This is a genomic window from Flavobacterium cryophilum (genome assembly GCF_048286555.1).
Lineage (GTDB): Bacteria > Bacteroidota > Bacteroidia > Flavobacteriales > Flavobacteriaceae > Flavobacterium.
The window spans coordinates 34,208-60,194 of sequence record NZ_JBLVPZ010000009.1 but is presented as its reverse complement, the minus strand read 5'-3'; the positions used below and the strand labels follow the sequence as shown (position 1 = coordinate 60,194).

Here is a 25,987-nt window from a genome sequence, read left to right as displayed (position 1 = left end):
TCTTTCCTGAAAAAGATTCTTTTTCTAAATAAATAAAGGAGCTTCCGTTGGTCGCTCTTTTTTTATAAGAAAAAAAAATCTTTTTTCCAGGAAAGGATTTCCATTCCCATCAGGGCCAAAAAAAACCCGAAATCCAATTGAATTTCGGGTTTTAGATATAAATATTTTCAGATGATTACAATCCAAATGCTGTTTTAACTTGGTCAACAAAATCTAATTTTTCCCAAGTAAACAATTCAACAGTAACTGTTTTTTTGTTTCCCCCAAGAGCTGAAAAAGTTTTAGTAACCGTTTCTGGAGTACGTCCCATGTGCCCGTAAGCAGCAGTTTCGCTATAGATTGGGTTTCTTAATTTCAAACGTTGCTCAATAAAGTAAGGACGCATATCAAAAATAGCTTCCACTTTTTTGGCAATTTCGCCATTAGTCAAATTCACTTTTGAAGTACCGTACGTATCGATAAAAATACCCATTGGCTTTGCAACTCCAATGGCATACGAAACCTGCACTAAAATCTCGTCAGCAACGCCCGCTGCAACTAGATTTTTAGCAATATGACGAGTAGCATAAGCTGCGCTTCTGTCTACTTTACTTGGATCTTTACCAGAGAACGCACCACCACCGTGAGCCCCTTTTCCACCGTAAGTATCCACGATAATTTTTCGTCCTGTTAATCCGGTGTCTCCGTGAGGACCTCCAATTACGAATTTCCCGGTTGGGTTAATATGATATTGGATTGCATCGCTGAATAAATGAGCATGAGCAGGATTTTTTGCAATAATCCTAGGAATCAATATCTCGATAATGTCTTTTTTGATTTTTGCAAGCATACTTGCTTCTTCATCAAAATCATCGTGTTGTGTCGAGATTACAATAGCTTCAATTCGAGCCGGCTTATTGTCATCGCTATATTCTAACGTGACTTGTGATTTAGCATCAGGTCGTAAATACGTGATTTCGTTATTTTCGCGTCTTAAAACAGCTAATTCTTGTAATAATTTATGAGATAAATCAAGTGCCAATGGCATGTAATTTTCCGTTTCATTTGTAGCATAACCAAACATCATTCCTTGGTCTCCAGCGCCTTGTTCTTCAGGATTTGCTCTGTCAACACCTTGGTTAATGTCGGCAGATTGTTCGTGAATAGCAGAAAGAATTCCACAAGAATTGGCTTCAAACATATATTCGCTTTTTGTGTAACCAATTTTCTTGATTACATCACGAGCAATTTGTTGTACGTCTAAATTGGTATTTGATTTTACTTCACCAGCCAAAATTACCTGACCAGTAGTTACTAAAGTTTCGCAAGCTACTTTTGAGTCAGCATCAAATGCCAAAAAATTATCAATTAATGCATCCGAAATTTGATCTGCAATTTTGTCTGGATGTCCTTCGCTTACAGATTCTGACGTAAATAAATAGGCCATAATAATTATTATTTTAAAATTAAGTGAGAAAAAATAATTGCTGAAAAGGACTAAAGGAGCGTTTCTGCTTTAGCATTTTTTCTACTGAAAAATTTTCAGTATTCATAATGAATTGATTTCATTATGAAGAGGTTGCAATCAGTTCAAATTTTTCCTCTTGTATTCGGGTGCAAATGTATGAAACCATTTTGAATTGCAAATTAATCTTAACTTTTTTTTGGTGATAAATCTTTCGATCTCCTTATGTTACTACAATTGAGAGTGTTAGGTTTGTTTTTATTTCTATTTTTTTTAAAAGTTATTTGGAGAATTCAAAAATAGTTGCCATATTTGTAATAACAAAAAACGAAAGATGAAGTTTAATGTGTGTAATAAATCAAAAGCCATTCAGGAAAAGTCCTATGGGTCGTCTATTGCTTAAATTTGAATTAAAATTTATATAGCAAAAGCCTTCCAAGAAATTCGAAGGTTTTTTTTTAAATCTATTTAACTGAACGAAAACAATATCAATTTAGAATGAAAAACTTGAAAATCCAGAAAACAAATAATTGTAAAGTCAAAAATAGGTTTTACACCAATGCCATTATGCGCATTCGTGTCTGTTGATTCCAAAAGTATAAGTTGATAATAAAGCTTAAAACCCTTTTGGATACGTATCTAAAAGGGTTTTTTTATTAAGAATAGTTTGCAAGCAAAGAAATTTCCGAATTGAAAATATAATTTAAATATAACTAACCTCGAAAATTCAAAGATTATGAGCACATTAAAATATTTCCCGAAAACTATTCAGCTGCTAAAAGGCTTTAGATCGAAAAACAAAACAGAAAAGGAAAGCGATTTAAAAAATGAATTGACCAATCCACGATTTGAAATATCCAAAAATGATCCTTTGGCACAAAAAACGGTGCCGAATTCATTGCTATTTCAAATGTATTCAAAAGAAAATGAAGAGCTTTTTATTTAAAAAGGAATCCTTATTTTAGTTTTTGAATCTTTGAATGAAAATCTTGTGTTGTGATTTCGACGAAAGATAAAACCTTAGTGTTGTATTTTTTTCTTTCGTCGGAATACTGATTATGTGTGCAGATTTTTCAAGTCAGTGAGCAATAAGTCGATTATAACCAATTGGATAAAAATTTGGTTGTTTAAAAAAATAGTGGTTAATTTGTGCCATTAAGTTCAAAACTGTATTGAAATGTTATAAAGAAAGGCAGAGGGATTAGACCCGATGAAGCCTTAGCAACCCTTCGATTTATCGAAGAAGGTGCTGCATTCTACCTTTATTCTGAATTATTTCAGAATCTAAAGGAAAGATAACACAAAGAATTCTTCTAGTTCACTTCTAGCTTTCTTTCTAATATTTCCAGACACAAATCAAAAATCATAAAAGATTTGAAATTGGAAAATAAACCAACATCTATAACATTACAAAATTTCACCACCGAAAGTGGGGCTTTTTATGCTGCCTTAAACTTAAGTTTTCAAGTTTTTGGACCGGCTTTACACACAGCTCCAATCGTTTTGGTAAATCATGCATTGACTGGAAATTCCCAAGTTGTGGGAGACAAAGGATGGTGGAATGATTTAATTGGTGCGCACAAAACCATCGATACTAATAAATATACGATACTGGCTTTTAATGTTCCGGGAAATGGGTTTGATGATGCTGTCATTGAAAATTATTTGGATTTTAATGCCAGAGATACTGCCAGAATTTTTATTGAAGGCATTCATTTTCTTGAAATCAAAAAGATTTATGCTATTATTGGTGGTTCTGTTGGTGGAGGAATCGCATGGGAAATGGCGGCTTTAGAACCAAAAATCACGCAGCATTTAATTCCTATTGCAACCGACTGGAAATCGACGGATTGGTTAATTGCCAATTGCTTTTTGCAGGAGCAAATCCTGAAAAACTCTTCAAAACCTATTGAAGATGCTCGAATTCATGCCATGCTTTGTTACCGTACTCCGGAATCTTTTGCTGCAAAATTTCAGCGAACCACTGATGCGGAATTAGCCATTTTCAATGTAGAAAGCTGGCTGAATCATCATGGCAGAAAGCTTCAAAAACGTTTTCAAATTTCGTCTTATAAAATGATGAACCAATTATTGAAGACCATAGATATAACCAGAAACAGCGATTCATTTGAAATAATAACCTCAAAAATTGAAGCTGATATTCATATCATCGGAATCAATTCGGACTTGTTTTTTACGGCTAATGAAAATAAAGCAACCTTCGAGGAATTAAAGAAATATAAAAATAATGTCAGCTATCAGGAAATTATTTCCATCCACGGTCACGATGCTTTTTTGATAGAATACAAACAATTAGACAAATTGCTTCAGGATATATTCTAAGCCAAAAAACACAACACAATGAAAATATTAAAATTTGGAGGTAAATCTTTATCGAATGGCGACGGATTAAATAAAGTGGTTGCTATTATTGCCGATAAGGTAAATCAAGGAGAAGAAATTGCTATTGTGGTTTCAGCAAGAGGAAATGCGACGAATGAATTAGAAGAGCTTTTAAATATTGCCTCTAAAAATGGAGAGTATAAACCGCTTTTTGAGGATTTTAAAAAATACCAACATGATGAGTACCAAGAGGTCGATTTGTCAGAGGAGTTCAATATTCTAGAGAAATTATTCGAGGGCGTAAGTCTAATTGGCGATTACAGCAATAAAATTAAAGACCAAATTTTATCAAAAGGGGAATTGCTTTCGGCAAAATTATTGACGGCCATTCTGGTTAAAAAGGGAATAAATGCCCGTTTTGCTGATACTCGAGAATTGATTAAAACTGATTCGAAATTTGGTGATGCGCAACCTTTGGAGCAAATTTCGAAGAAAAATGTTGTCAATTATTTTAAACAAAATAATGGAACAATCGTCAATATTGTTACGGGTTTCATTGGTTCAAATAACAATAATGACACCACTACATTAGGGAGAAACGGCAGTAATTACACGGCTTCTTTACTTGCGAATTATTTAAATGCTGAGGAACTACAGAATTATACACACGTTGACGGAATTTATACCGCAAATCCTGAATTAGTGCTTGATGCGAAAAAAATTGACCATTTGACTTTTAACGAGGCGAATGAGTTGGCTAATTTTGGTGCGACCATTCTTCATGCTAAGACCATTATTCCTTTGTTGGAAAAAAACATTCCGCTTCGTATTTTGAATACTTTCAACCATGAAAACAAAGGCACATTAATCACCTCAAATTCTAACAATGAAGGAATTAAAACACTTTCGGTTCTTGAAAATGTTTCCTTAGTGAATCTAGAAGGACGAGGATTACTTGGAAAAACTGGAGTCGACGCCCGTATTTTTAGAGTTATGGGAGACAATGATATCAGTGTGAGTATCATTTCTCAAGGTTCTTCAGAAAGAGGAATTGGTTTAGTAGTTGCTGCTGATAAAGCGACAAAAGCAATGATTGAATTAGAAAAAGAATTTGAAAATGATTTCTATTCAAAAGATGTGAATAAAATCACGGTTACGGATAATGTGTCGGTGATTTCTATAATTGGTCAGGATTTGAGTACGTTTCACAAGCCTTACACGGCGTTGATAAAAAATAAAATAGTCCCAATACTTTTCAACAATACCGTTACAGGTAAAAATGTGAGTTTAGTTGTCAAAAAATCGCAACTAAACAAAGCTTTAAACGTAATCCATGGAGAGATTTTTGGAGTTTCAAAGAAAATCAATATTGCTATTTTCGGACATGGTTTAGTGGGCGGAACGCTGATTAACCAAATATTAGAATCAGCCGCAGCCATTGAAAAAAGAAAAGACATTAAATTGAATGTTTTTGCAATAGCGAATTCAACAAATGTGTTGCTGAATAAAAATGGTGTTACTCCAAATTGGAAAAACGAAATTCAAAAAAATGGTCTCTCTTATACAATCGACGATGTAATTGCGTACGCAAATGAGCATCATTTGGAGAATTTGATTGCGATCGATAACACGGCAAGTGCGACATTTGTTGAAAATTACATTCCTTTGGCAGAAAGCAGTTTCGATTTAATTTCTTCTAATAAAGTTGCCAATACATTAAGTTATAATTTTTATAAAACATTGCGAAAAGTATTGGCCGACAATCAAAAAAGTTATCTTTATGAAACCAATGTTGGAGCGGGATTGCCGTTGATTGATACGATTAAATTATTGCACCTTTCGGGAGAAAACATAACGAAGATTAAAGGTGTTTTCTCCGGAACATTAAGTTATTTGTTCAATAATTTTTCTGCAAAAGAGGCTCCATTTAGTGAAATATTGAAAGAAGCAATTGAAAATGGATACACGGAACCAGATCCAAGGGAAGATTTGTGTGGAAATGATGTAGGTCGGAAATTATTGATTTTGGCAAGAGAATTAGACTTGCAAAATGAATTTGAAGAAATCAATATTCAGAATTTAATTCCAGAGCATTTACGTGAAGGTGATGTTTCTGATTTTCTAAATAAATTAAAAGAATTTGATCCTGTTTATGCTAAAATAAAAGCAGAACAAAAGCCAAACCACGTGTTGCGATACATAGGTGAATTATCAGGGGATTTGCAAAACGACAAAGGAAACCTGGAAGTGAAATTAGTTTCCGTACCATCAGATACGGCTTTGGGCGGTTTGAAAGGCTCTGACTCTTTCTTCGAAATTTACACAGAATCGTATGGCGACAGACCCATTGTAATTCAAGGCGCAGGCGCAGGATCAGCAGTAACAGCGAGAGGAGTTTTTGGGGATATTTTGAGATTATCGGATAAAGGGTAATGAATTTAAGATTGCAGATTGACGATTTTTGATTTAAGATATATAAAAGTAAAATTCGCGTTTGAAAATTCGTTTTATCCGCGTCCAAACAAATATAAGTAATTAAAAAGGGACTGCCTCCAGTCTTGGCTCCCTTCCCTTCGGGGAGGGTTGGGGAGGGGATTAACATGAAAATAACATTAAACAGAGTAAACGACAATTTCCACTTTGAATTAAAAAACGAGCGTGGTCACTTAGTAAATGTAGATAGCCGACCAGAATTTGGCGGAGACGATATGGGAGCAAGTCCAATGGAATTAGTATTGATGGGTGTTGCGGGTTGTAGCGCCATTGATATGATTTCGATTTTGAAAAAACAACGTCAAGAAATCACCTCTTTCAAAGCTGAGGTTGAAGGAGAACGGGTCCAAGTAGGAGAAGCAAAACCATTCAAGGATATTACAGTGGTATTCTTTTTGGAAGGACCTATCAATGAAGAAAAAGCAGCGAGAGCCGCACAACTTTCTTTCGAAAAATACTGTTCGGTCTCTAAAACATTAGAGCCAACAGCAACCATACATTACAAAGTAGTTTTGAATAATAAACCATTGTAGTTTAAGCAAAGTGATTGGATTTAATGTTCCAACAACTCTAAACCTTAAACTTTAAACTAAAAAAGAATGAACGAACAAGAATTTGGTTTTGAAACATCAGCCATCCGTACCCAATTAGAAAGAACGCAATATTTAGAGCACTCGGTTCCTTTATACTTAACTTCTAGTTTTGTATTTGAGGATGCCGAAGATATGCGCGCTTCTTTTGCCGAAGAGAAAGACAGGAATATTTACAGCCGTTACAGCAACCCAAACACGAACGAATTTGTTGAGAAAGTGTGTAAAATGGAAGGTGCTTCAGCAGGTTTTGCCTTCGCATCCGGAATGGCAGCAGTATATTCAACCTTGGCAGCTTTATTGAAATCTGGAGATCATATTGTATCTTCCAGTAGTGTTTTTGGAGCGACACACTCTTTATTTATCAATTATTTTCCAAAATGGAATATTGAAACCTCCTATTTTGATATTAATAAGCCAGAAACAATTGAAAGTTTCATCACACCAAACACAAGGATTCTTTTCGCTGAATCACCTACCAATCCGGCTGTTGATATTATCGATTTGGAACTTTTAGGGACGATTGCCAAAAAACACAATTTAATTTTAATAATTGACAATTGTTTTGCAACACCTTATCTGCAACAACCGATAAAATGGGGGGCACACTTAGTGGTACATTCCGCTACAAAGTTGATGGACGGTCAAGGTAGAGTCTTGGGAGGAATAACAGTTGGTGATGCTGAATTAATTCAAAAAATCTATTTATTTTCGCGACTTACTGGGCCTTCTTTATCGCCTTTTAACGCTTGGGTGTTATCAAAAAGTTTAGAAACGCTGGCGATTCGTTTAGACAGACATTGTGAAAATGCCTTGAAAGTAGCGGAGTTTCTGGAAAGCCATCCTCAGATTAATAAAGTAAAGTATCCGTTTTTAAAATCGCATCCACAGTACGAAATTGCTCAAAAGCAAATGAAGTTAGGTGGAAACATTGTTGCTTTTGAAATAAAAGGCGGTCTTGAAGCCGGCAGAAATTTTTTGGATAAATTAAAACTATGCTCTTTATCTCCAAATTTGGGAGATACCAGAACAATTGTAACCCATCCGGCATCAACAACACACAGTAAATTATCTGTTGAAGAACGTTTAGCGGTCAGTATAACAGATGGTTTAGTTCGAGTTTCTATAGGATTGGAAACCGTGAAAGATGTAATTGCCGATTTGGAGCAGGCACTTTCATAACGATTTTTGAATGTAGATTAACGATTTTAGATTTCAGATTTCCAATTTAAAAACAATCATTAATTTACATTCACCATACTTCATTCAAAAAGTATATTTTTGTTGTTGTAAAAAAGGTATAGATATGCAGATTTTTAAACTATCAAAAATCTGCAATCGTTACTCTACAATCAAAAATCCTATAAAATGCTGTCTAAAAAAACAAAATACGGAATAAAAGCTTTGTCATTTTTGGCTCGTCAAGAGAATCAAATCCCGGTTCCAATTGCGGATATTGCAAAAAGTGAAAACATTTCGATTAAGTTTTTGGAAAGTATTTTATTGTTACTGCGTCATTCCGGTTTTTTGGGAGCCAAAAAGGGAAAAGGTGGCGGATATTATCTGATAAAAGAACCAAGAGACATTAATATGGCCCATGTGTATCGCATTCTTGAAGGCCCAATTGCATTGATGCCGTGCGTAAGCCATAATTTTTACGAAAAATGTGATGATTGTGTTGACGAAGCCAATTGTTCGGTTCATATACTAATGACCGAAGTTCGTGACAATACGCTGATCATATTAGAAAATAACACATTAGCTGATATTGCGTTTTAAAGAATTAATCACAAAATAAGTTTTGTAGTTAACTAAAAAGTTTTATTTTTGCACAGTAATCTACTATTCCGATGGGGTAATAGATTTAAATAATTAAAAACCGTTGAATTGTAAAGGCATGAGCAAAGAGTTGAAAGAGATTAATGTCAATATAAAAGCGGGAACTACTTTCGCGGAGCGTTTATGGGTTGTAATTCCGGTTGTTTTATTGGTAGGTTTAATTTCTACATTGGTATTCAATCATCATGCGGAGTTTTCTTGGGAGGGTTTTCTAGCTGGATTTAATCAGGAATTTTTAATTTTTTTCTGTATCGGTGTTTTTGCACAATTAGTAGATGGAACTTTAGGAATGGGCTATGGAGCGACTTCGACTTCTTTTTTATTGGCGTATGGAATTCCGCCCGCAATCAGTAGTACAGGGGTTCATGTTGCTGAAATGTTTACAACCGGAGCTTCGGCGATTTCTCATCATCGATTTGGGAATATCAATAAAAAACTGGTCAGACATTTGTTAATTCCTGGTGTTTTAGGTTCTATAACTGGGGCTTATTTATTGTCGGATGTAATTGACGGTGATGCGATAAAGCCGTTTATTGCGGTGTACATGATCGCTTTGGCGGTTATAATCATCAAAAAAGCAATGCAAAAAGACATCATTAAAAAGAAAACAAAACGATTGAATATTTTAGCTTCTTTTGGAGGATTTATGGATTCAGTGGGCGGTGGCGGCTGGGGACCAATTGTTACGTCAACTTTACTTGGTAACGGTAGAAATCCGAGATATACTATTGGTTCCGTGAATGCAGCAGAATTTGCGGTTTCTTTCGCGAGTGGAATAACGTTCATGATTTTTGGAGGAATTCAAGGATGGCAGGTTATTATAGGTTTGATTTTAGGAGGCGTTATTGCTGCGCCAATTGCTGCTTTGTTAGTCAATAAAATCAAAAGAAAACCAATGATGATTTTGGTGGGTGTCTTAATTATAATTTTAAGTTTAAGAACGTTATCGAAATTGTTATAAAAGAGAAACGAAATTATGAGTATAGAAATAGCGCAAGCTTTATTAGATAAAACAAAGAATTTTTCCATCGAGGAAACGCTTACTTTTTTAGCCGATCAATACCAAAATAAAATTGTTTTTTCTACTTCTTTTGGGCAGGAAGATCAAGTGATTACGGCTTTAATTGCCAAAAATAATGTGCCAATTACCATTTTTACATTGGATACAGGGAGACTATTTCAACAAACGTATGATGTTTTTCACAAGACATTGAAAAAGTATAAGATAGATATAAAAACTTATTTTCCAGAAACAACTGCGGTGGAAGCGTTGTTAAATAAAAAAGGTCCAAACAGTTTCTACGAATCAGTTGAGAACAGAAAAGAATGTTGTTTTATTCGTAAAGTAGCTCCGCTGACTAAGGCATTAAAAGGGAATTCGATTTGGATTACCGGTTTACGTGCGGAACAATCAGAAAATAGAAATGATTTGGCAGCCTTTGAATACGATGCCCATTTTAATATTATCAAATTCAATCCATTATTAAAATGGACTTTAGCCGAAGTTCAAAAATATATTGATGACAATAATGTGCCACAAAATGCATTGCACAAACAAGGATTTGTAAGTATAGGATGCGCTCCATGTACTAGAGCTATTACTCCTGATGAAGATATACGAGCAGGCAGATGGTGGTGGGAATCCAGTCATAAAGAGTGTGGTTTGCACCAAAAATAATAGCTTAACTGTTTTTTTGTTTAATCGTTTTAGCGAATATCCAAATAAACGAATAACCAAATAAACAAAGAATGATGAGTTCAATATTAAAAACAAACGCGTTAGAAAGCGAAGCCATATACATATTTAGAGAAGTTATTTCTCAATTTGACAAGCCGGTTTTACTTTTTTCTGGAGGTAAAGATAGCATTACATTGGTGCGTTTAGCGCAAAAGGCATTTTTCCCTGCAAAAATTCCTTTTCCGTTGTTGCATGTAGACACGGGACATAACTTTCCCGAAACTATTGCTTTCAGAGATAAACTAGTTGCTGAATTAGGTTTGGAATTAATCGTTCGGAATGTGCAAGATGCTATTGACGAAGGTAAAGTAGTGGAAGAATCAGGGAAATACTCCAGCAGAAATAGTTTGCAAACGACTACACTTTTGGATGCTATCGAAGAATTTAAATTTGATGCTTGTATTGGTGGCGCTCGTCGTGATGAAGAAAAAGCACGGGCTAAGGAACGTATTTTCTCTGTTCGTGATGATTTTGGTCAATGGGACGAAAAAAATCAGCGTCCGGAATTGTTTGATATTTTGAATGGAAAAATTGAAAACGGTCAAAACGTACGTGTATTCCCAATTTCAAATTGGACAGAGCTAGATGTTTGGAGCTATATCGAAGAAGAGCAAATCGAAATCCCATCGATTTACTTTTCACACAAACGTAAAGTATTCTTGAGAGACGGTATGATCTGGTCGCATTCTCCATTTGTTTACCAAGAAGAAGATGAGGAAATTGAAGAAAGAATTGTTCGTTTTAGAACCGTGGGAGATATGAGTTGTACTGCAGCAGTTGATTCTTTTGCCGCAACGATTCAAGAAGTGGTTGGCGAAATAAGATCTTCAACGATTTCCGAGCGAGGAGCCAGAATTGATGACAAACGTTCGGAAGCCGCAATGGAGAAAAGAAAACAACAAGGGTACTTTTAAAATCCCCACCCCAGCCCTCCCCGAAGGGAAGGGAGCCATAGCTTGATAAAATTATCTAATGGTTAATTGTTTGGAGGATAAAAATGGAATAAAAAGTAAAATAGTAATATATAAAAATATACCAGACTCGTCTCCCTTCGGGGAGGGTCGGGGAGGGGAAAATATAACGGTAATATGGAAGTTTTAAAAATAGCAACAGCAGGAAGTGTAGATGACGGAAAAAGTACTTTAATCGGACGATTATTGTACGATACAAAATCGTTGACTACAGATAAGATTGAAGCAATCGAAAAAAGCAGCAAGCAAAAAGGATACGATTATTTAGATTTTTCATTGGCTACCGACGGTTTAGTTGCTGAGCGAGAACAAGGAATCACGATTGATGTGGCGCATATTTATTTTTCGACGGCCAAAAAAAGTTACATTATTGCCGATACACCGGGTCACGTAGAATATACGCGTAATATGGTTACCGGCGCTTCGACTTCACAGGTTTCGATTATATTAATTGATGCCCGTAAAGGCGTTATTGAACAAACGTACAGACACTTTTTTATCAATAATTTATTGCGAGTAAAAGAAGTAATTGTTGCGGTAAATAAAATGGATTTGGTTGATTATTCGGAAGAAGTATACAATAAAATCAAATCTGATTTTCAAGCGTTAAATGCAAAAAGTACTTTTAAAGAACAAACAGTTAGTTACATTCCGTTAAGTGCTATTAATGGTGGGAATGTCGTTAACAAATCAGAAAACATGCCTTGGTATGATGGGCAAACGGTTTTGGAACATTTAGAAGCTTTAGAGCCGAAAGATGTGTACGAAAAAGGACAAGCGCGTTTCCCTGTTCAAACAGTAATTCGGCCAAAAACGGAGGAGTATCATGATTTTAGAGGATACGCAGGAAAATTATACGGAGACAATATTAAAGTAGGTGACGCGGTAACTGTTCTTCCATCGTTAACCGAATCTAAAGTGACAAATATCCATTTTTTCGATAAACAGTTTAATGAAGCAACTGTAGGTTCTTCTATTACTCTTGAATTAGAAAATGATATAAATGTGACTAGAGGGGATATGATTGTAAAATCGAGTGAGCTTCCAAGAATCGAAAAAGATATCAATACTACAATATGTTGGATGGACAGCAAAAAGTTAGTTCCAGGAACAAAATATTTTATTCAGCACAATACGAATCGAGTTTTAGCAAAAATTGAAAGTATTAAAAATGTCATTGCAACGGATTATTCGGGTTCAACTCCGGCAACTCAGTTAGCAATTAATGAAATAGGAGAAGTGAATATTAAGTTGAGTAAAGCTATATATTTTGATGCCTACAACGACAACAAGTCAAACGGTGCTTTTATTTTAATAGATGCCGCAACCAATACAACTGCAGGAGTTGGTTTTATAAACTAAATCCCCACCCCAGCCCTCCCCGAAGGGGAGGGAGACATACTGGATAAAAGTTATCCAGTAGTAAGGGTTTTACTTTTTAAAGTAAGAATAAAATAATAATTGAGTTAATTAAAAATGTAATAACATTCCCCGTTTCGTCTCCCCCTCCTTCGGAGGGGGGCTGGGGGGAGGAATAAACATAACACAGATGCAAAGTTTTAGAACCGAAATAGAAGATCCGATTGTCCAAAAAGAGATTATCGATTTAGAGAAAAAAATTCATTCCTTCCGAAGTGGACAAATTGACGATGAGCGTTTTCGCAGTCTTCGTTTGGCCCGTGGTATTTACGGTCAACGTCAAGAAGGCGTGCAAATGATTCGTATTAAATTGCCCTACGGAAAAGTGACTAGCGAGCAATTGAAGCGTATTACTGAAGTGTCCGATAAATATTCAACAGGACGTTTGCACATTACAACCCGTCAGGATATTCAGATTCACTATGTGAGTCTAGACAGAACACCTGAGCTTTGGTCTGAGCTGGCCAAAGATGATATCACGCTGAGAGAAGCTTGTGGAAACACAGTGCGTAATATTACAGCAAGTGAATTAGCAGGTGTAGATGTTGACGAACCTTTTGATGTAACGCCTTATGCACACGCGATGTTCCAATATTTATTGCGCAACCCAATTTGTCAGGAAATGGGACGTAAATTCAAAATATCATTCTCCTCTTCTGATGAAGATACTGCTTTAAGTTATTTGCACGATTTAGGATTTATTCCAAAAATTGTAAATGGCGAAAAAGGATTCAAAATAATGTTTGCCGGAGGTTTAGGTTCTCAACCAAGTCATGCGGAATTGCTTTCGGAGTTTGTTCCGGTTAATCAAATTATTCCAACTGCCGAAGGGATAATCAGGGTTTTTGACCGATATGGAGAAAGAACAAAACGTTTGAAAGCACGTATGAAATTCTTAATCAAAGACTTGGGTCGTGATGAGTTGTTGCGTTTGGTTGACGAAGAGAAAAAAGCATTGCCTTTTCATTCTTACGAAATCGATACTACCGCTTTTGAAGGTCCAATAACAGAACCTTTATTGGTAGTGCCAGCAGTAACAATTGATGATGTTGAAGCTTTTGAAGCGTGGAAAAAATCGAATGTGATTGTACAAAAACAGGCAGGATATGTAGCTATTGGCATTAAAGTACATTTAGGAGATTTTTATACAGACAAAGCAAGATTGTTAGCCGATTTGATTAAAAATTATGGTGCCAATGAATTGCGTTTTTCTTTACGACAAAATATCGTTTTACGTAATATTAAAGAAGAAAATCTAGCGTTCTTTTACCAAGAATTAGCCAAATTGGATTTTGTTACTTTAGGATATCAAACTATCGGAGACATTACGGCTTGTCCGGGTACCGATACTTGTAATTTAGGTATCGCAAGCAGTACCGGTATCGCGGATGAATTAGAAAGAGTATTAAAAACAGAATACCCACAATACAGCAACAATCAACAAATCGCCATAAAAATTAGTGGTTGTATGAATGCTTGTGGACAGCATAATATGTCTGAAATAGGTTTCCAAGGAATGTCCATTAATGCAGGAAAGTTGGTAGCTCCGGCTCTTCAAGTTTTATTAGGTGGGGGTAATTTAGGAAACGGAAACGGAAGATTTTCTGATAAAGTAATCAAAATTCCAAGCAGAAGAGGACCCGATGCGTTGCGTTATATTTTAAATGATTTTGAAGCAAACGGAAACGGACAATCGTTCTTGAATTATTATGATGCGAAAGGAGAGAAATATTTCTATGAATTTTTGAAGCCATTGGCGGATATAACAAACCTTACCGAGGCTGATTTTGTAGATTGGGGAAATGCCGATAATTACGTAAAAGCAGTTGGAGTAGGAGAATGTGCTGGCGTTGTTATTGATTTAGTGGCTACTTTAATATTGGAAGCCAAAGACAAATTGACTTTCGCACAAGAAGCTTTCGAGGATAAAAAATGGGCGGATGCGATTTATTTGGCGTATGCTGGTTTTGTAAACGGTGCCAAAGCAATATTATTGGCTGAAAACGAAAAAACAAATCACCACGCTGGGATTATCGATTTATTTGATACTGTTTTTGTCGAAAGCAAAAAAATAGAATTGGACTCAAGCTTTAAAGATTTGGTTTATCAAATTAAATCGAATGAGCCTTCGGCAGAATTTGCACAAAAATACATCCAACAAGGAGTTGCGTTTTTTGATATAATAGAGAAATATAGAGCCAAAGATTTAGCTGATGCATAATACAATACAACCCAAAGTAACTTTAGTAGGCGCAGGTCCTGGTGATCCGGATTTGCTTACGTTAAAAGGAGTGAAGGCGCTGGCTGAAGCGAATGTGGTTTTGTATGATGCTCTAGCCAATAATGAAATAATGATTCATGCACCAAAAAATGCTATAAAAATATTTGTAGGGAAACGAAAAGGCTGTCATGAATATACGCAAGACCAAATCAATCAGTTAATTGTTGATAATGCGCTTACCTATGGAAATGTCGTTCGGTTAAAAGGTGGGGATCCATTTATTTTTGGTCGTGGAAGCGAAGAAATTGAATTCGCCGAAAGCTTTGGAATTCCTACATTTGTAGTGCCTGGAATTTCATCGGCAATCGCGGTTCCTGCTTATCAAGGGATTTCTTTGACAAAAAGAGGGGTCTCTGAAAGTTTTTGGGTCATTACAGGCACAACTTCCAACAGGAATTTGTCAAATGATGTAGCGCTTGCAGCCCAATCATCGGCAACAGTTGTAATTTTGATGGGAATGAGTAAACTATCACAAATTGTTTCTTTATTTCAAACGGAGTCCAAAGGAGAAACTCCTGTTGCGATTATTCAAAACGGAACAACTCCACAAGAAAAAATAGGTGTTGGTACAATTGATACCATTCAAGAAGTGGTTGCCGAAAAGAATCTAAGTTCACCGGCAATTATTGTAATTGGAGAAGTGGTCAAAGAAAGCAACAAGTTAAAAGGATTTTACGAAGAATTTGTTTTAAGTAAAATTGCATAAAAAATAAATATAAATTATTCCAGCCCATGTGGCCTCACCGCCAGAGGTTTTAGGAGGAGAAAGGAAAATAAGAGAACAATGGAAAAAAATGAATTATATCCTGTTTTTTTAAAATTACACAACCTCAATGTACTAATTGTAGGTGGAGGAAATGTGGGTTTAGAAAAGTTGTCGTTTATGCTAAAATCCAGTCCAAACGCCAATGTTGAGGTGGTGGCTCCAAGGTTTTTGCCTGAACTGGAAGCGTTGGTTGAAAGGCATCCTTCCGTGAAATTGACGAAAGCTAAGTTCAAGAAAAAAATGTTGAAGAAAAGGCACATGGTTATTGCCTGCACCGATGATTTGAAAGTGAATAAACGAGTATTCGACTTGTCAAGAAAAAGATACTTGATTTGTAATATTGCCGATACGCCCAATTTATGTGATTATTATTTGGGGGGAATTGTAACCAAAGGAAATGTAAAAATAGCCATTTCAACCAATGGTAAATCGCCGACAACAGCCAAAAGATTACGGGAATTTTTCGAAGAAATAATTCCAGATGATATTAATGCAATGGTCGAAAACCTCAATGAATATCGAAAGACGTTGAAAGGAAATTTCGAAGAAAAAGTTCAAAAAATGAACGAAATAACAGAGGCATTAAAAAACAAAGAATAAAAGCATCGCGAAATAACGAATGATATTTATCATTTAAAATAGTAAAAATCAATTGTTAATTTGTATTAAATAGTTTAGCACATTTACATTACATAAAGAATAAAAAAATGATTAAAACAGACATACTTATAATAGGAGCCGGGCCAACAGGTTTATTTGCCGTTTTTGAAGCAGGATTATTGAAACTAAAATGCCATATTCTGGATGCTTTGCCACAAGCAGGAGGGCAATTATCTGAATTATATCCAAAAAAACCAATTTATGATATTCCAGGATTTCCGGAAGTATTAGCAGGCGATTTGGTGGATAATTTAATGGAACAAATCAAGCAGTTCGAACCAGGATTCACGCTTGGAGAACGTGCAGAAACGATTGAAAAACAAGAAGACGGAAGTTTCATTGTAACCTCCAATAAAGGAAAAAAATTCCATGCTCCAGTTGTGGCTATTGCGGGTGGATTAGGAAGTTTTGAACCCAGAAAACCATTGATCGAAGATATCGAATTTTACGAAGATAAAGGAATCAAGTATTTCATTAAAAACCCGGAAAAATTTAGAGACAAAAGAGTGGTGATTGCAGGTGGTGGTGACTCGGCTTTAGATTGGAGTATTTTCTTGTCGAATATTGCTTCCGAAGTGACTTTAATTCACCGTAGAAACGAATTTAGAGGAGCGTTAGATTCGGTCGAAAAAGTGCAAGAATTAAAAGATTTAGGAAAAATAAAAATGATCACGCCGGCAGAAGTTGTTGGTTTAAACGGAGCCGAACATTTAGAATCAATTGATATTGAAGAAAATGGAGCCCATAGAACCATTCCTACTGATTATTTCATTCCGCTTTTTGGATTAACTCCAAAATTAGGCCCTATCGGAGACTGGGGATTAGACATTGAAAAAAATGCCATCAAAGTAAATAATGCCTTGGATTACCAAACGAATATTCCGGGAATTTTTGCCATAGGTGACGTAAATACCTATCCAGGAAAATTAAAATTGATTCTTTGTGGATTCCACGAAGCGACTTTAATGTGTCAGGCAGCCTACCAAATCATCAACCCGGGTAAGAAATATGTATTGAAATATACTACAGTTTCTGGTGTTGACGGATTTGACGGTACCCGTAAAGAGGCTCCAAAAGCTGTGGTGAAAGCCATAGTTTAACAACTTAATACAAACTAGTTAAAAAATATAGCGCTAATACTTGCAAGTATTGGCGCTATGTCTTTACTTTGCACTGTTCCTACATTTATTGAAAGTTATCACGAAAGGCGGAGGGAAAGACCCAATGAAACCTTAGCAACCCTTTATCTTTAAAGAAGGTGCTACATTCTACTTTATACAGAACCAGTTTCAGTATTTAAGATAGATAACACACAAATACTCACTTAGTATTTCTCAAACCTTTTCTTGACAACATATATTTTTAGCCTGCTGAATTATTTTCAGTATCAGGAGCGAACAATTGGCGTTTTTTTACCAATACCGTTCCCGCTTTACGCTATATCTTTTTTTATTTTACCCTGTCAGGGTTTTAAACCCTGACAGGGTAAAATAAAAAAAGGATACCGCTGCAAACGTAGTTCACTGAACTCCTATGAAAATAGAAATCAAGTGAAGTAATCGGGGCTAAAGAACTAAAATAGTGAGCTTTTGTAATTATTAATCAAAAGTATAAATCCCGAAATGGATCGCGATTTACAAGAAATAAAAAGTTATGTCAAGCATTCAAGAAGCCATTAAAAAAAACATACTCATACTCGATGGAGCTATGGGAACCATGTTGCAACGTTACAATTTCTCCGAAGAAGATTTCCGAGGAGAACGTTTCAAAGATTTTCCACATTCCTTAAAAGGAAACAACGATTTATTGTCATTGACGCAGCCACAAGCGATTCGAGCAGTTCACGCCGCTTATTTTGAAGCAGGAGCGGATATTGTTGAAACTAATACTTTCTCAGGAACCACCATCGGAATGGCTGATTACCATCTCGAAGATTTGGTATATGAACTCAACTACGAATCGGCACGAATTGCCCGTGAAGTAGCCGATGAATTTACGGCAAAAAATCCAGATAAACCTCGTTTTGTAGCAGGTTCAATTGGACCAACAAACAGAACGGCAAGTATGTCACCAGATGTAAATGATCCAGGATATAGAGCGGTAACTTTTGATGATTTGCGCATTGCTTACAAACAACAAGTCGAAGCCTTGATAGACGGAGGTAGTGATTTGCTTTTGGTAGAAACTATTTTCGACACTTTAAATGCCAAAGCAGCACTTTTCGCCATTGAAGAAGTCAAAGACGAACGCAATATCGATATTCCTATCATGGTTTCGGGAACCATTACTGATGCATCAGGACGAACACTTTCAGGACAAACGGTAGAAGCTTTCTTAGTTTCGGTTTCGCACATTCCATTGTTGAGCGTAGGTTTTAATTGTGCTTTAGGAGCCGATTTATTGAAACCGTATCTACAAACCTTATCACAAAACACTTCTTTCAACGTGTCGGCACATCCTAATGCTGGACTGCCTAACGCTTTTGGAGAGTATGATGAAACACCGGAACAGATGCAAGCCTTCATCAAAGAATATTTAGACGATAATTTAGTAAATATCATAGGAGGTTGTTGCGGAACAACGCCAGAACATATCAAGTTGATTGCTGATATCGCAAAGGAGTATAAACCTAGAGTTTCTACAGCAACGATGTAGTTAAATTTCCTGCAAGGTTTTTTTCAAACCTTGTAGGTATGTCTGAAAATTGATTTTTTTGACATGTTAAATTCGTTAAATCTGGCTATCATGAGCGGCATAACAAAAATGAGAATGATGTTAAAGGACTTACTGAATGAGATTACTTTGTTCCTCGCAATGACATAGAAAATACAATACTGCGTGAGGGATAGCAGTGAAAAGCCCACAGACCAATGAAGCGAAGTGGAATTAGTCGAGGACTTGCAACGAATAGCCCGACCCTTGGGTCACGCCCAAAATAATAAGAAACAAAACGAACTACACGTTTTAAAAAGGTAGAAATAAACAAAAAAGCTAGACTTACACGGTTTTTGTAACCTTGCAGGATTAAATAAAACAAAATGGCACACGCAGAAAAAAGAAGAAACCTTGTATTATCAGGATTAGAGCCTTTAATCATTACGCCGAAAAGCGTTTTTGTAAATATTGGTGAACGAACGAATGTTACTGGTTCTAGAAAATTCCTTCGGTTAATCAAGGAAGAAAAATACGAAGAGGCATTGAGCATTGCTAAAGAACAAGTGGAAGGTGGCGCGCAAATCATCGATATTAATATGGATGAAGGAATGCTGGATGGCGAATATGCCATGACAAAATTCCTGAATTTAATCGCTGCTGAACCGGATATTTCGAGAGTTCCGATTATGATTGATAGCTCAAAATGGGATATTATCGAAGCGGGTTTAAAAGTGGTGCAAGGAAAGAGTGTGGTAAATTCGATTTCTTTGAAAGAAGGCGAAGAACAATTTATTCATCACGCTAAATTGATTAAGCGCTACGGTGCTGCTGCAATTATTATGGCTTTTGACGAAACGGGACAAGCTGATAATTACGATCGTCGGGTAGAAATATGCCAGCGATCGTATGATATTTTGGTAAATAAAGTTGGTTTTCCGGCGCAGGATATTATTTTCGATTTGAATATATTTCCTGTGGCAACAGGAATGGAAGAACACCGAGAGAACGCCTTGGATTTCTTTAGAGGAACCAAATGGGTTAGAGAGAATCTTCCACATGCGCATATTAGCGGTGGAGTAAGTAATGTTTCGTTTTCTTTTAGAGGAAATGACACGGTTCGGGAAGCGATGCACTCCGTATTTTTATACCATGCTATTCAACATGGTATGACGATGGGAATTGTAAATCCGGAGATGCTTTCTATTTACGACGAAATTCCAAAGGAACTTTTGGAACGCGTTGAAGATGTAATTCTAAACCGTCGGGATGATGCCACCGAAAGATTGTTGGATTTTGCCGAAAATGTGAAAGGCGATGTAAAAAGCAATGAAAAAGCGATTCAAGAATGGCGTTCCGGTACTGTTCAGGAACGACTGACACATTCGTTAGTAAAAGGAGTTGATGAATTCATTGAAATTGATGTGGAAGAAGCCCGATTGGCAGCAACAAAACCTATCGAAGTTATCGAAATCAACTTGATGATGGGAATGAATGTCGTTGGGGATTTATTTGGGTCGGGTAAAATGTTTTTGCCGCAAGTGGTGAAATCAGCCCGAGTAATGAAAAAAGCGGTGGCTTATTTACTGCCTTTTATTGAAGCGGAAAAAGATGGAGTCTCCAGTTTTGCAGGTCGTATATTAATGGCAACTGTCAAAGGAGATGTACATGATATTGGAAAAAATATTGTATCGGTTGTTTTGGCTTGTAATAATTACGAAATCATTGATTTAGGGGTGATGGTTACGCCAGAGAAAATTATTGCAGCAGCGATTGAGCACAATGTTGATATTATTGGATTAAGCGGTTTAATAACACCTTCGCTTGACGAAATGGTTTATTTGGCCAAGGAATTAGACAAAAAAAACATAAAAATTCCTATAATGATTGGTGGAGCAACCACTTCACGAGCGCACACTGCCGTGAAAATTGCGCCACAATATAGAGAAACAGTGATTCATGTTAATGATGCTTCTAGAGCTGTAACGGTTGCCGGACGTTTATTAAACAATGATAAAAAAATATATGCAAGTGACATCAGGGCAGAGTATGACGCTTTTAGAGAGACGTTTTTAAGCCGCTCGCGAGACAAAAATTTCTTGACGATTGAGCAAGCGCGTGTCAATAAACTACAATTAGATTGGGAAAATTACACCCCAATAAAGCCCAATTTTATTGGCGTAAAAACAATCGAAGTTGATCTGGATGTGTTGGTTCCTTATATTGATTGGACGCCGTTTTTTAGAACATGGGAATTGTTTGGAAAATATCCGGCAATTTTAACGGATACTGTTGTTGGTGAACAAGCTACTTCTGTTTTTGCGGATGCCAATGAAATTTTGCAAGTCATTTTAAAAGAAAAGAAACTGACTGCTAAAGGTATTTACGGAATTTTTCCAGCGAATCAAGTGAATGATGATGACATTGAGTTAAGCGATGAAAACGGAAAAGTGTTAGAGAAGTTCTTGACGTTACGTCAACAATCACAAAAAACAAAAGGGGCTCCAAATATTGCTTTAGCTGATTTTATTGCTCCAAAAGATAGTGGAAAAACGGATTATATGGGCGCATTTTGTGTCACGACCGGTTTTGGTGTCGATGAATGGGCGGCTGAATTTGAAAGAGATTTTGACGATTACAATTCGATTATGGTGAAAGCATTGGCGGATCGTTTTGCAGAAGCTTTTGCGGAATATTTACATGAGAAAGTACGAAAAGAAATTTGGGGCTATTCATCTGATGAAGTTTTAAGTACAGAGTCAATGATTGCTGAAGATTACAAAGGAATTCGTCCGGCACCAGGATATCCGGCTTGTCCAGACCATTTAGAAAAACCAACGATTTGGAAATTACTAAATGTCGAACAAGAAATTGGAGTGACCTTGACTGAAAGTATGGCAATGTGGCCCGCTTCATCGGTTTCTGGATATTACTTTGGAAATCCACAAAGTAAGTATTTTGGACTCGGAAAAATAAAAGAAGACCAAGTCATTGATTACGCGAAACGAAGAAGCATTCCAACCGAAGTAGCCATGAAATGGTTAAGCCCAAATATTGCAGATTAAAAACACAGTCATAAAGTCAAAAGTCTTAAGGTCTATAATGGACCTTACGACTTTAGACTTTAGACTTTAGACTTAAAAAAAATGAAAGTAACACAACATATAGAAGACGCAAAAAAGAAAACATTATTCTCCTTTGAAATTATTCCGCCACAAAAGGGAAAAAGTATTCAGGAGTTATACGACAATATTGATCCGTTGATGGAGTTTAAACCTCCTTTTATAGATGTAACGACTTCGCGAGAAGAATTTATTTATATCGACAAAGGCAACGGCTTATTAGACAAAAGACTGACCAGAATGCGCCCGGGAACGCTGGGGATTTGCGCTTCCATAAAACACAAGTACAATGTTGATACGATCCCGCATGTACTTTGCGGTGGTTTTACCAAAGAAGAAACCGAGTATCTGTTGGTCGATTGCCATTATTTGGGTTTAGATAACGTAATGGCGTTGCGTGGCGATGCCATGAAAGATGAACAATATTTTATTCCGAAACAGGGCGGGAATGATTTTGCAGTCGATCTGGTTAAACAAATCAATCAACTGAATCAAGGAAAATATTTACATGATGTAATGGAAGTCGATAATAAATCCAATTTCTGCATTGGAGTCGCAGGTTATCCGGAGAAACATTTGGAATCTCCGTCTTTGCAATCTGATTTAAAAAGGTTGAAAGCAAAAGTGGATGCCGGAGCCGACTATGTGGTAACCCAAATGTTTTTTGACAATTCCAAATACTTCGAGTTTGTTGCCAAAGCCAGAGAAATGGGCATTATGGTTCCTATTATTCCTGGAATCAAACCTATTGCAGTGCAAAGACACTTACAAGTATTGCCACAAATTTTCAGAATTGATTTGCCGGAGGATTTGATTCATGCAATAGATCAATGCAAAAATAATGCTGATATCAGACAAGTAGGGATCGAATGGGCTATTCAACAATCATTAGAATTGAAAGCTGCGGGTGTTCCCGTTTTGCATTATTATTCTATGGGAAAATCAGAAAATATTCGTCAAATAGCGAGTAAGGTTTTTTAGGAGCTATTTCCAGCTATTCGTTACAATCTTTTCTTGTCTCAAAAAATGAGACAAGAAAAGGATTTTCACTGCTATCTGGGCTAGGGATTTGACGGTTATCAATATCGTTATTTATTCCAAATTCTTAATTTTGTCGCTCGGGCGAAGAAAGAAATTCATTCCGTAGATTCCTCCTTCGTCAGAATGACAAATCAAACGGTATAAATGGCTAGTATTTTTCATCTGCAAAGTGCGACTGAACACTGATACTATTTTTTCGTAATCTCTCTAAAAACAGTCTCTAGGTTTTTATTCTTCTGATTCAGTTGTAGCGTTTTCAAGCCATTTGCAGTAGCAAAATCAAAAACGGCTGGACGCATGTCTTTATCCGCTTTGAAAGTCAGTTCCCAAATCATGTCGTGCGTATTCTTGTAAGAAACAAGATTTTCGATTTTAGCAATGGCTTGTTCTTCTATTTTATAGTCAAATTCTACTTCGATAACTTGCTCGTTGTCCTCGGAAATTAAGTTATCCAGTTTTTTATCGGCAACAATTTTTCCGTTATTGATGATAATTACGCGGTCACAAATCGCTTCGACTTCCTGCATAATGTGTGTCGAGAGGAAAACGGTTTTGTCTTTTCCCACATTTTTAATCACATTACGAATTTCAATTAATTGGTTTGGATCTAAACCGGTTGTTGGTTCATCCAAAATTAAAACATCGGGATTGTGTAATAACGCATTGGCAAGTCCCACACGTTGACGGTAACCTTTAGACAATTGTCCTATTTTTTTATGGCTTTCGGTGGTTAAACCAGTCAATTGAATCACTTCTTCAATACGGGATTTGGCTACTTTATAGACATCAGCATTGAAAGCCAAATATTCTTTCACATACAAATCCAAATACAGCGGATTGTGTTCCGGAAGATAACCAATGGAAAGCTGAACGGCTTTTTGTTGGCTGTTTACATCGTTTCCATTTACGATTGCTGAACCTTCATCGGCATTAATATACGTGGTCAATATCTTCATTAAAGTAGATTTTCCAGCTCCATTTGGACCCAGAAAACCAACAATTTCTCCTTTATTAATCGAGAATGAAATGTTATCCAGCGCTTTTTGGGAACCGTAACTTTTAGATATGTTAGTAACTTCTATTGACATGGAATTTTATTTATTGCAAAAGTAAACAGAATAATCATTGATTTATTGTTTTGTATCTCAATAAATAAAAGACCTTCGTCAAAGTTTACTAAGCAAGAGGAAATTCTATTTTAGATTTATATATTTACCTTAAACTATATAAATATGAATTTAAAAAATACACAATCAGGCAGTTTCTTCAAAAACTACAAAAGTATTTTATTGCTTCTCGGCGGGATTCTCGCAGGAAGTATATTGGGGTTGGTTTTTGGAAAGGGAGTAGAAGTAATTAAGCCGTTAGGTGATATATTTCTGAATTTATTGTTTACAGCAATCATTCCATTGATATTTTTTACGATTGCATCTTCGATTTCCAATTTAGAAAAATCAGAGAAACTGGGGAAGTTGTTTGTAATTGTCATTGGTGTTTTTTTAGGTACAGTATTGATTTCTGCCATTTTGATGATTGTTGGTGTAATGCTATTCCCCATACAGCAAGACATAATCATTTCCAAAATTCCGTTAGAATCTATTCAGGAAAGTGCGTCGGGTTCCCAGATTACACAATTGCTTACTGCAAGTGACTTTTTTGAACTGTTGTCCCGCAAGAATATGTTAGCGCTGATTATATTTTCATTTTTAATAGGTTTTGCCAGTTTGCGTTCAGGTGAAAAAGGAAAGGATTTCAGTCGGTTTTTACAATCAGGGAATGAAGTGATGAAACAGTTGTTACATATCATTATGAAAACGGCTCCAATAGGTCTTGGTGCTTATTTTGCGTATCAGGTTGGAATTTTGGACCCCAATTATTTGGCGCTTACGCTAAACCTTTAGGGCTATATTATGCGGTATGTGCATTCTACTTTGTCATATTTTTTAGTTTGTATGCTTTTATCGCTGGTGGCAAAGTAGGGTTTAAAGTGTTTTGGAAAAATAATATTACGCCATCCTTAACAGCAGTAGGAACTTGTAGCAGCATTGCGACAATTCCTGCTAATCTGGAAGGAGCGCAACAAATGAACATCCCCAGTCATATCAGGAATGTCGTAATTCCTCTTGGGGCACCTTTGCATAAAGACGGTTCGAGTATGTCGTCAATTATAAAAATTGCGGTTATTTTTGCTATGTTTGGCAAAGATTTAACAGATCCAAATACGTTACTGATGGCGTTGGGAATTACGGTAATTGTTTCGGTAGTCGAAGGCGGTATTCCAAATGGAGGTTACATCGGAGAAATTCTGGCGATAACCGTGTATGGATTTCCAATGGAACAGGCACTTCCAGCGGCAATGATTATAGGAACTTTGGTAGATCCAATGGCCACTTTGTTGAATGCGAATGGCGATTTGGTTTCAGCCATGTTAATAACCCGTATTTCTGAAGGGAAAAAATGGCTTTCGAAAAAAACAGTAGCTTAGTTCGCGTTTAATTTTAAATAGGAAATCTTCGAGAAAGACTGTTTCAATTTCAAAAAAGGTAAATGCTGACTAACTAAAAAATAATTAAATCGCCTTTTTTTAACTATTACACAATTAATAACCCATTTTATAGCGAATCCTTT

19 protein-coding genes, 1 pseudogene and 2 riboswitches are annotated in these 25,987 nt (G+C 36.2%); of the genes and pseudogenes, 18 read left to right on the top strand and 2 right to left on the bottom strand.

Features of this window, described 5'->3' with window-relative positions:
• Positions 1-175 precede the first annotated feature (175 nt).
• Entirely contained in the window at positions 176-1,426 is a 1,251-nt protein-coding gene (gene metK, locus ACNQGJ_RS13100; RefSeq protein WP_417973544.1) for a methionine adenosyltransferase, read from the bottom strand.
• Between the two features lie 754 nt (positions 1,427-2,180).
• On the opposite strand from metK, the gene ACNQGJ_RS13095 reads away from it, so the two are divergent.
• From ACNQGJ_RS13095 to metF, 17 genes are all read left to right on the top strand, one after another.
• The gene (locus ACNQGJ_RS13095; protein WP_417973546.1) at positions 2,181-2,390 is read left to right on the top strand and encodes a hypothetical protein; all 210 of its coding nucleotides are present in this window, start codon (positions 2,181-2,183) and stop codon (positions 2,388-2,390) included.
• Positions 2,391-2,621: 231 nt separating this feature from the next.
• Positions 2,622-2,746, top strand: a riboswitch (SAM riboswitch).
• A 78-nt stretch (positions 2,747-2,824) separates the two neighbouring features.
• A complete protein-coding gene (locus ACNQGJ_RS13090; RefSeq protein ID WP_417973548.1) occupies positions 2,825-3,787 on the top strand; it encodes an alpha/beta fold hydrolase in 963 nt (320 codons plus the stop codon).
• Between the two features lie 18 nt (positions 3,788-3,805).
• Positions 3,806-6,220, top strand: a complete 2,415-nt coding sequence (gene thrA, locus ACNQGJ_RS13085; protein ID WP_417973550.1) for a bifunctional aspartate kinase/homoserine dehydrogenase I — start codon at positions 3,806-3,808, stop codon at positions 6,218-6,220.
• A 167-nt stretch (positions 6,221-6,387) separates the two neighbouring features.
• Positions 6,388-6,813: an OsmC family protein gene (locus ACNQGJ_RS13080; protein ID WP_417973552.1), complete on the top strand. Its 426-nt coding sequence runs from the start codon at positions 6,388-6,390 to the stop codon at positions 6,811-6,813.
• 66 nt (positions 6,814-6,879) lie between these two features.
• Positions 6,880-8,052, top strand: a complete 1,173-nt coding sequence (locus tag ACNQGJ_RS13075; RefSeq protein ID WP_417973554.1) for a trans-sulfuration enzyme family protein — start codon at positions 6,880-6,882, stop codon at positions 8,050-8,052.
• A 186-nt stretch (positions 8,053-8,238) separates the two neighbouring features.
• Positions 8,239-8,649: an RrF2 family transcriptional regulator gene (locus ACNQGJ_RS13070; protein ID WP_417973556.1), complete on the top strand. Its 411-nt coding sequence runs from the start codon at positions 8,239-8,241 to the stop codon at positions 8,647-8,649.
• 118 nt (positions 8,650-8,767) lie between these two features.
• A complete protein-coding gene (locus tag ACNQGJ_RS13065) occupies positions 8,768-9,670 on the top strand; it encodes a sulfite exporter TauE/SafE family protein (protein ID WP_417973558.1) in 903 nt (300 codons plus the stop codon).
• A 15-nt stretch (positions 9,671-9,685) separates the two neighbouring features.
• On the top strand, positions 9,686-10,387 hold the full coding sequence (locus ACNQGJ_RS13060) for a phosphoadenylyl-sulfate reductase (protein WP_417973560.1): 702 nt from the start codon (positions 9,686-9,688) through the stop codon (positions 10,385-10,387).
• A 74-nt stretch (positions 10,388-10,461) separates the two neighbouring features.
• Complete coding sequence (cysD, locus tag ACNQGJ_RS13055; RefSeq protein WP_417973562.1) at positions 10,462-11,361, top strand: sulfate adenylyltransferase subunit CysD; 900 nt, start codon at positions 10,462-10,464, stop codon at positions 11,359-11,361.
• A 174-nt stretch (positions 11,362-11,535) separates the two neighbouring features.
• The gene (locus tag ACNQGJ_RS13050; RefSeq protein ID WP_417973564.1) at positions 11,536-12,780 is read left to right on the top strand and encodes a sulfate adenylyltransferase subunit 1; all 1,245 of its coding nucleotides are present in this window, start codon (positions 11,536-11,538) and stop codon (positions 12,778-12,780) included.
• 187 nt (positions 12,781-12,967) lie between these two features.
• The gene (locus tag ACNQGJ_RS13045; RefSeq protein WP_417973566.1) at positions 12,968-15,058 is read left to right on the top strand and encodes a nitrite reductase; all 2,091 of its coding nucleotides are present in this window, start codon (positions 12,968-12,970) and stop codon (positions 15,056-15,058) included.
• On the top strand, positions 15,051-15,824 hold the full coding sequence (cobA, locus tag ACNQGJ_RS13040; RefSeq protein WP_417973568.1) for a uroporphyrinogen-III C-methyltransferase: 774 nt from the start codon (positions 15,051-15,053) through the stop codon (positions 15,822-15,824). The genes ACNQGJ_RS13045 and cobA overlap by 8 nt, the downstream gene beginning before the upstream one ends.
• Positions 15,825-15,902: 78 nt before the next feature.
• On the top strand, positions 15,903-16,484 hold the full coding sequence (locus tag ACNQGJ_RS13035) for a precorrin-2 dehydrogenase/sirohydrochlorin ferrochelatase family protein (protein ID WP_417973570.1): 582 nt from the start codon (positions 15,903-15,905) through the stop codon (positions 16,482-16,484).
• A 107-nt stretch (positions 16,485-16,591) separates the two neighbouring features.
• Positions 16,592-17,644, top strand: a complete 1,053-nt coding sequence (locus ACNQGJ_RS13030; RefSeq protein ID WP_417973572.1) for an NAD(P)/FAD-dependent oxidoreductase — start codon at positions 16,592-16,594, stop codon at positions 17,642-17,644.
• Positions 17,645-17,736: 92 nt separating this feature from the next.
• Positions 17,737-17,856, top strand: a riboswitch (SAM riboswitch).
• A 341-nt stretch (positions 17,857-18,197) separates the two neighbouring features.
• The gene (locus tag ACNQGJ_RS13025; protein WP_417973574.1) at positions 18,198-19,199 is read left to right on the top strand and encodes a homocysteine S-methyltransferase family protein; all 1,002 of its coding nucleotides are present in this window, start codon (positions 18,198-18,200) and stop codon (positions 19,197-19,199) included.
• Positions 19,200-19,582: 383 nt separating this feature from the next.
• Complete coding sequence (gene metH, locus ACNQGJ_RS13020) at positions 19,583-22,261, top strand: methionine synthase (protein WP_417973576.1); 2,679 nt, start codon at positions 19,583-19,585, stop codon at positions 22,259-22,261.
• 81 nt (positions 22,262-22,342) lie between these two features.
• On the top strand, positions 22,343-23,299 hold the full coding sequence (gene metF, locus ACNQGJ_RS13015; protein WP_417973578.1) for a methylenetetrahydrofolate reductase [NAD(P)H]: 957 nt from the start codon (positions 22,343-22,345) through the stop codon (positions 23,297-23,299).
• Between the two features lie 248 nt (positions 23,300-23,547).
• Here metF and gldA read toward each other — a convergent pair whose 3' ends face one another.
• Positions 23,548-24,447, bottom strand: coding sequence for a gliding motility-associated ABC transporter ATP-binding subunit GldA (gene gldA, locus ACNQGJ_RS13010; RefSeq protein WP_417973580.1), 900 nt, complete (start codon positions 24,445-24,447; stop codon positions 23,548-23,550).
• Positions 24,448-24,591: 144 nt separating this feature from the next.
• On the opposite strand from gldA, the pseudogene ACNQGJ_RS13005 reads away from it, so the two are divergent.
• Positions 24,592-25,844: pseudogene (locus ACNQGJ_RS13005) on the top strand (dicarboxylate/amino acid:cation symporter).
• Positions 25,845-25,987 lie beyond the last annotated feature (143 nt).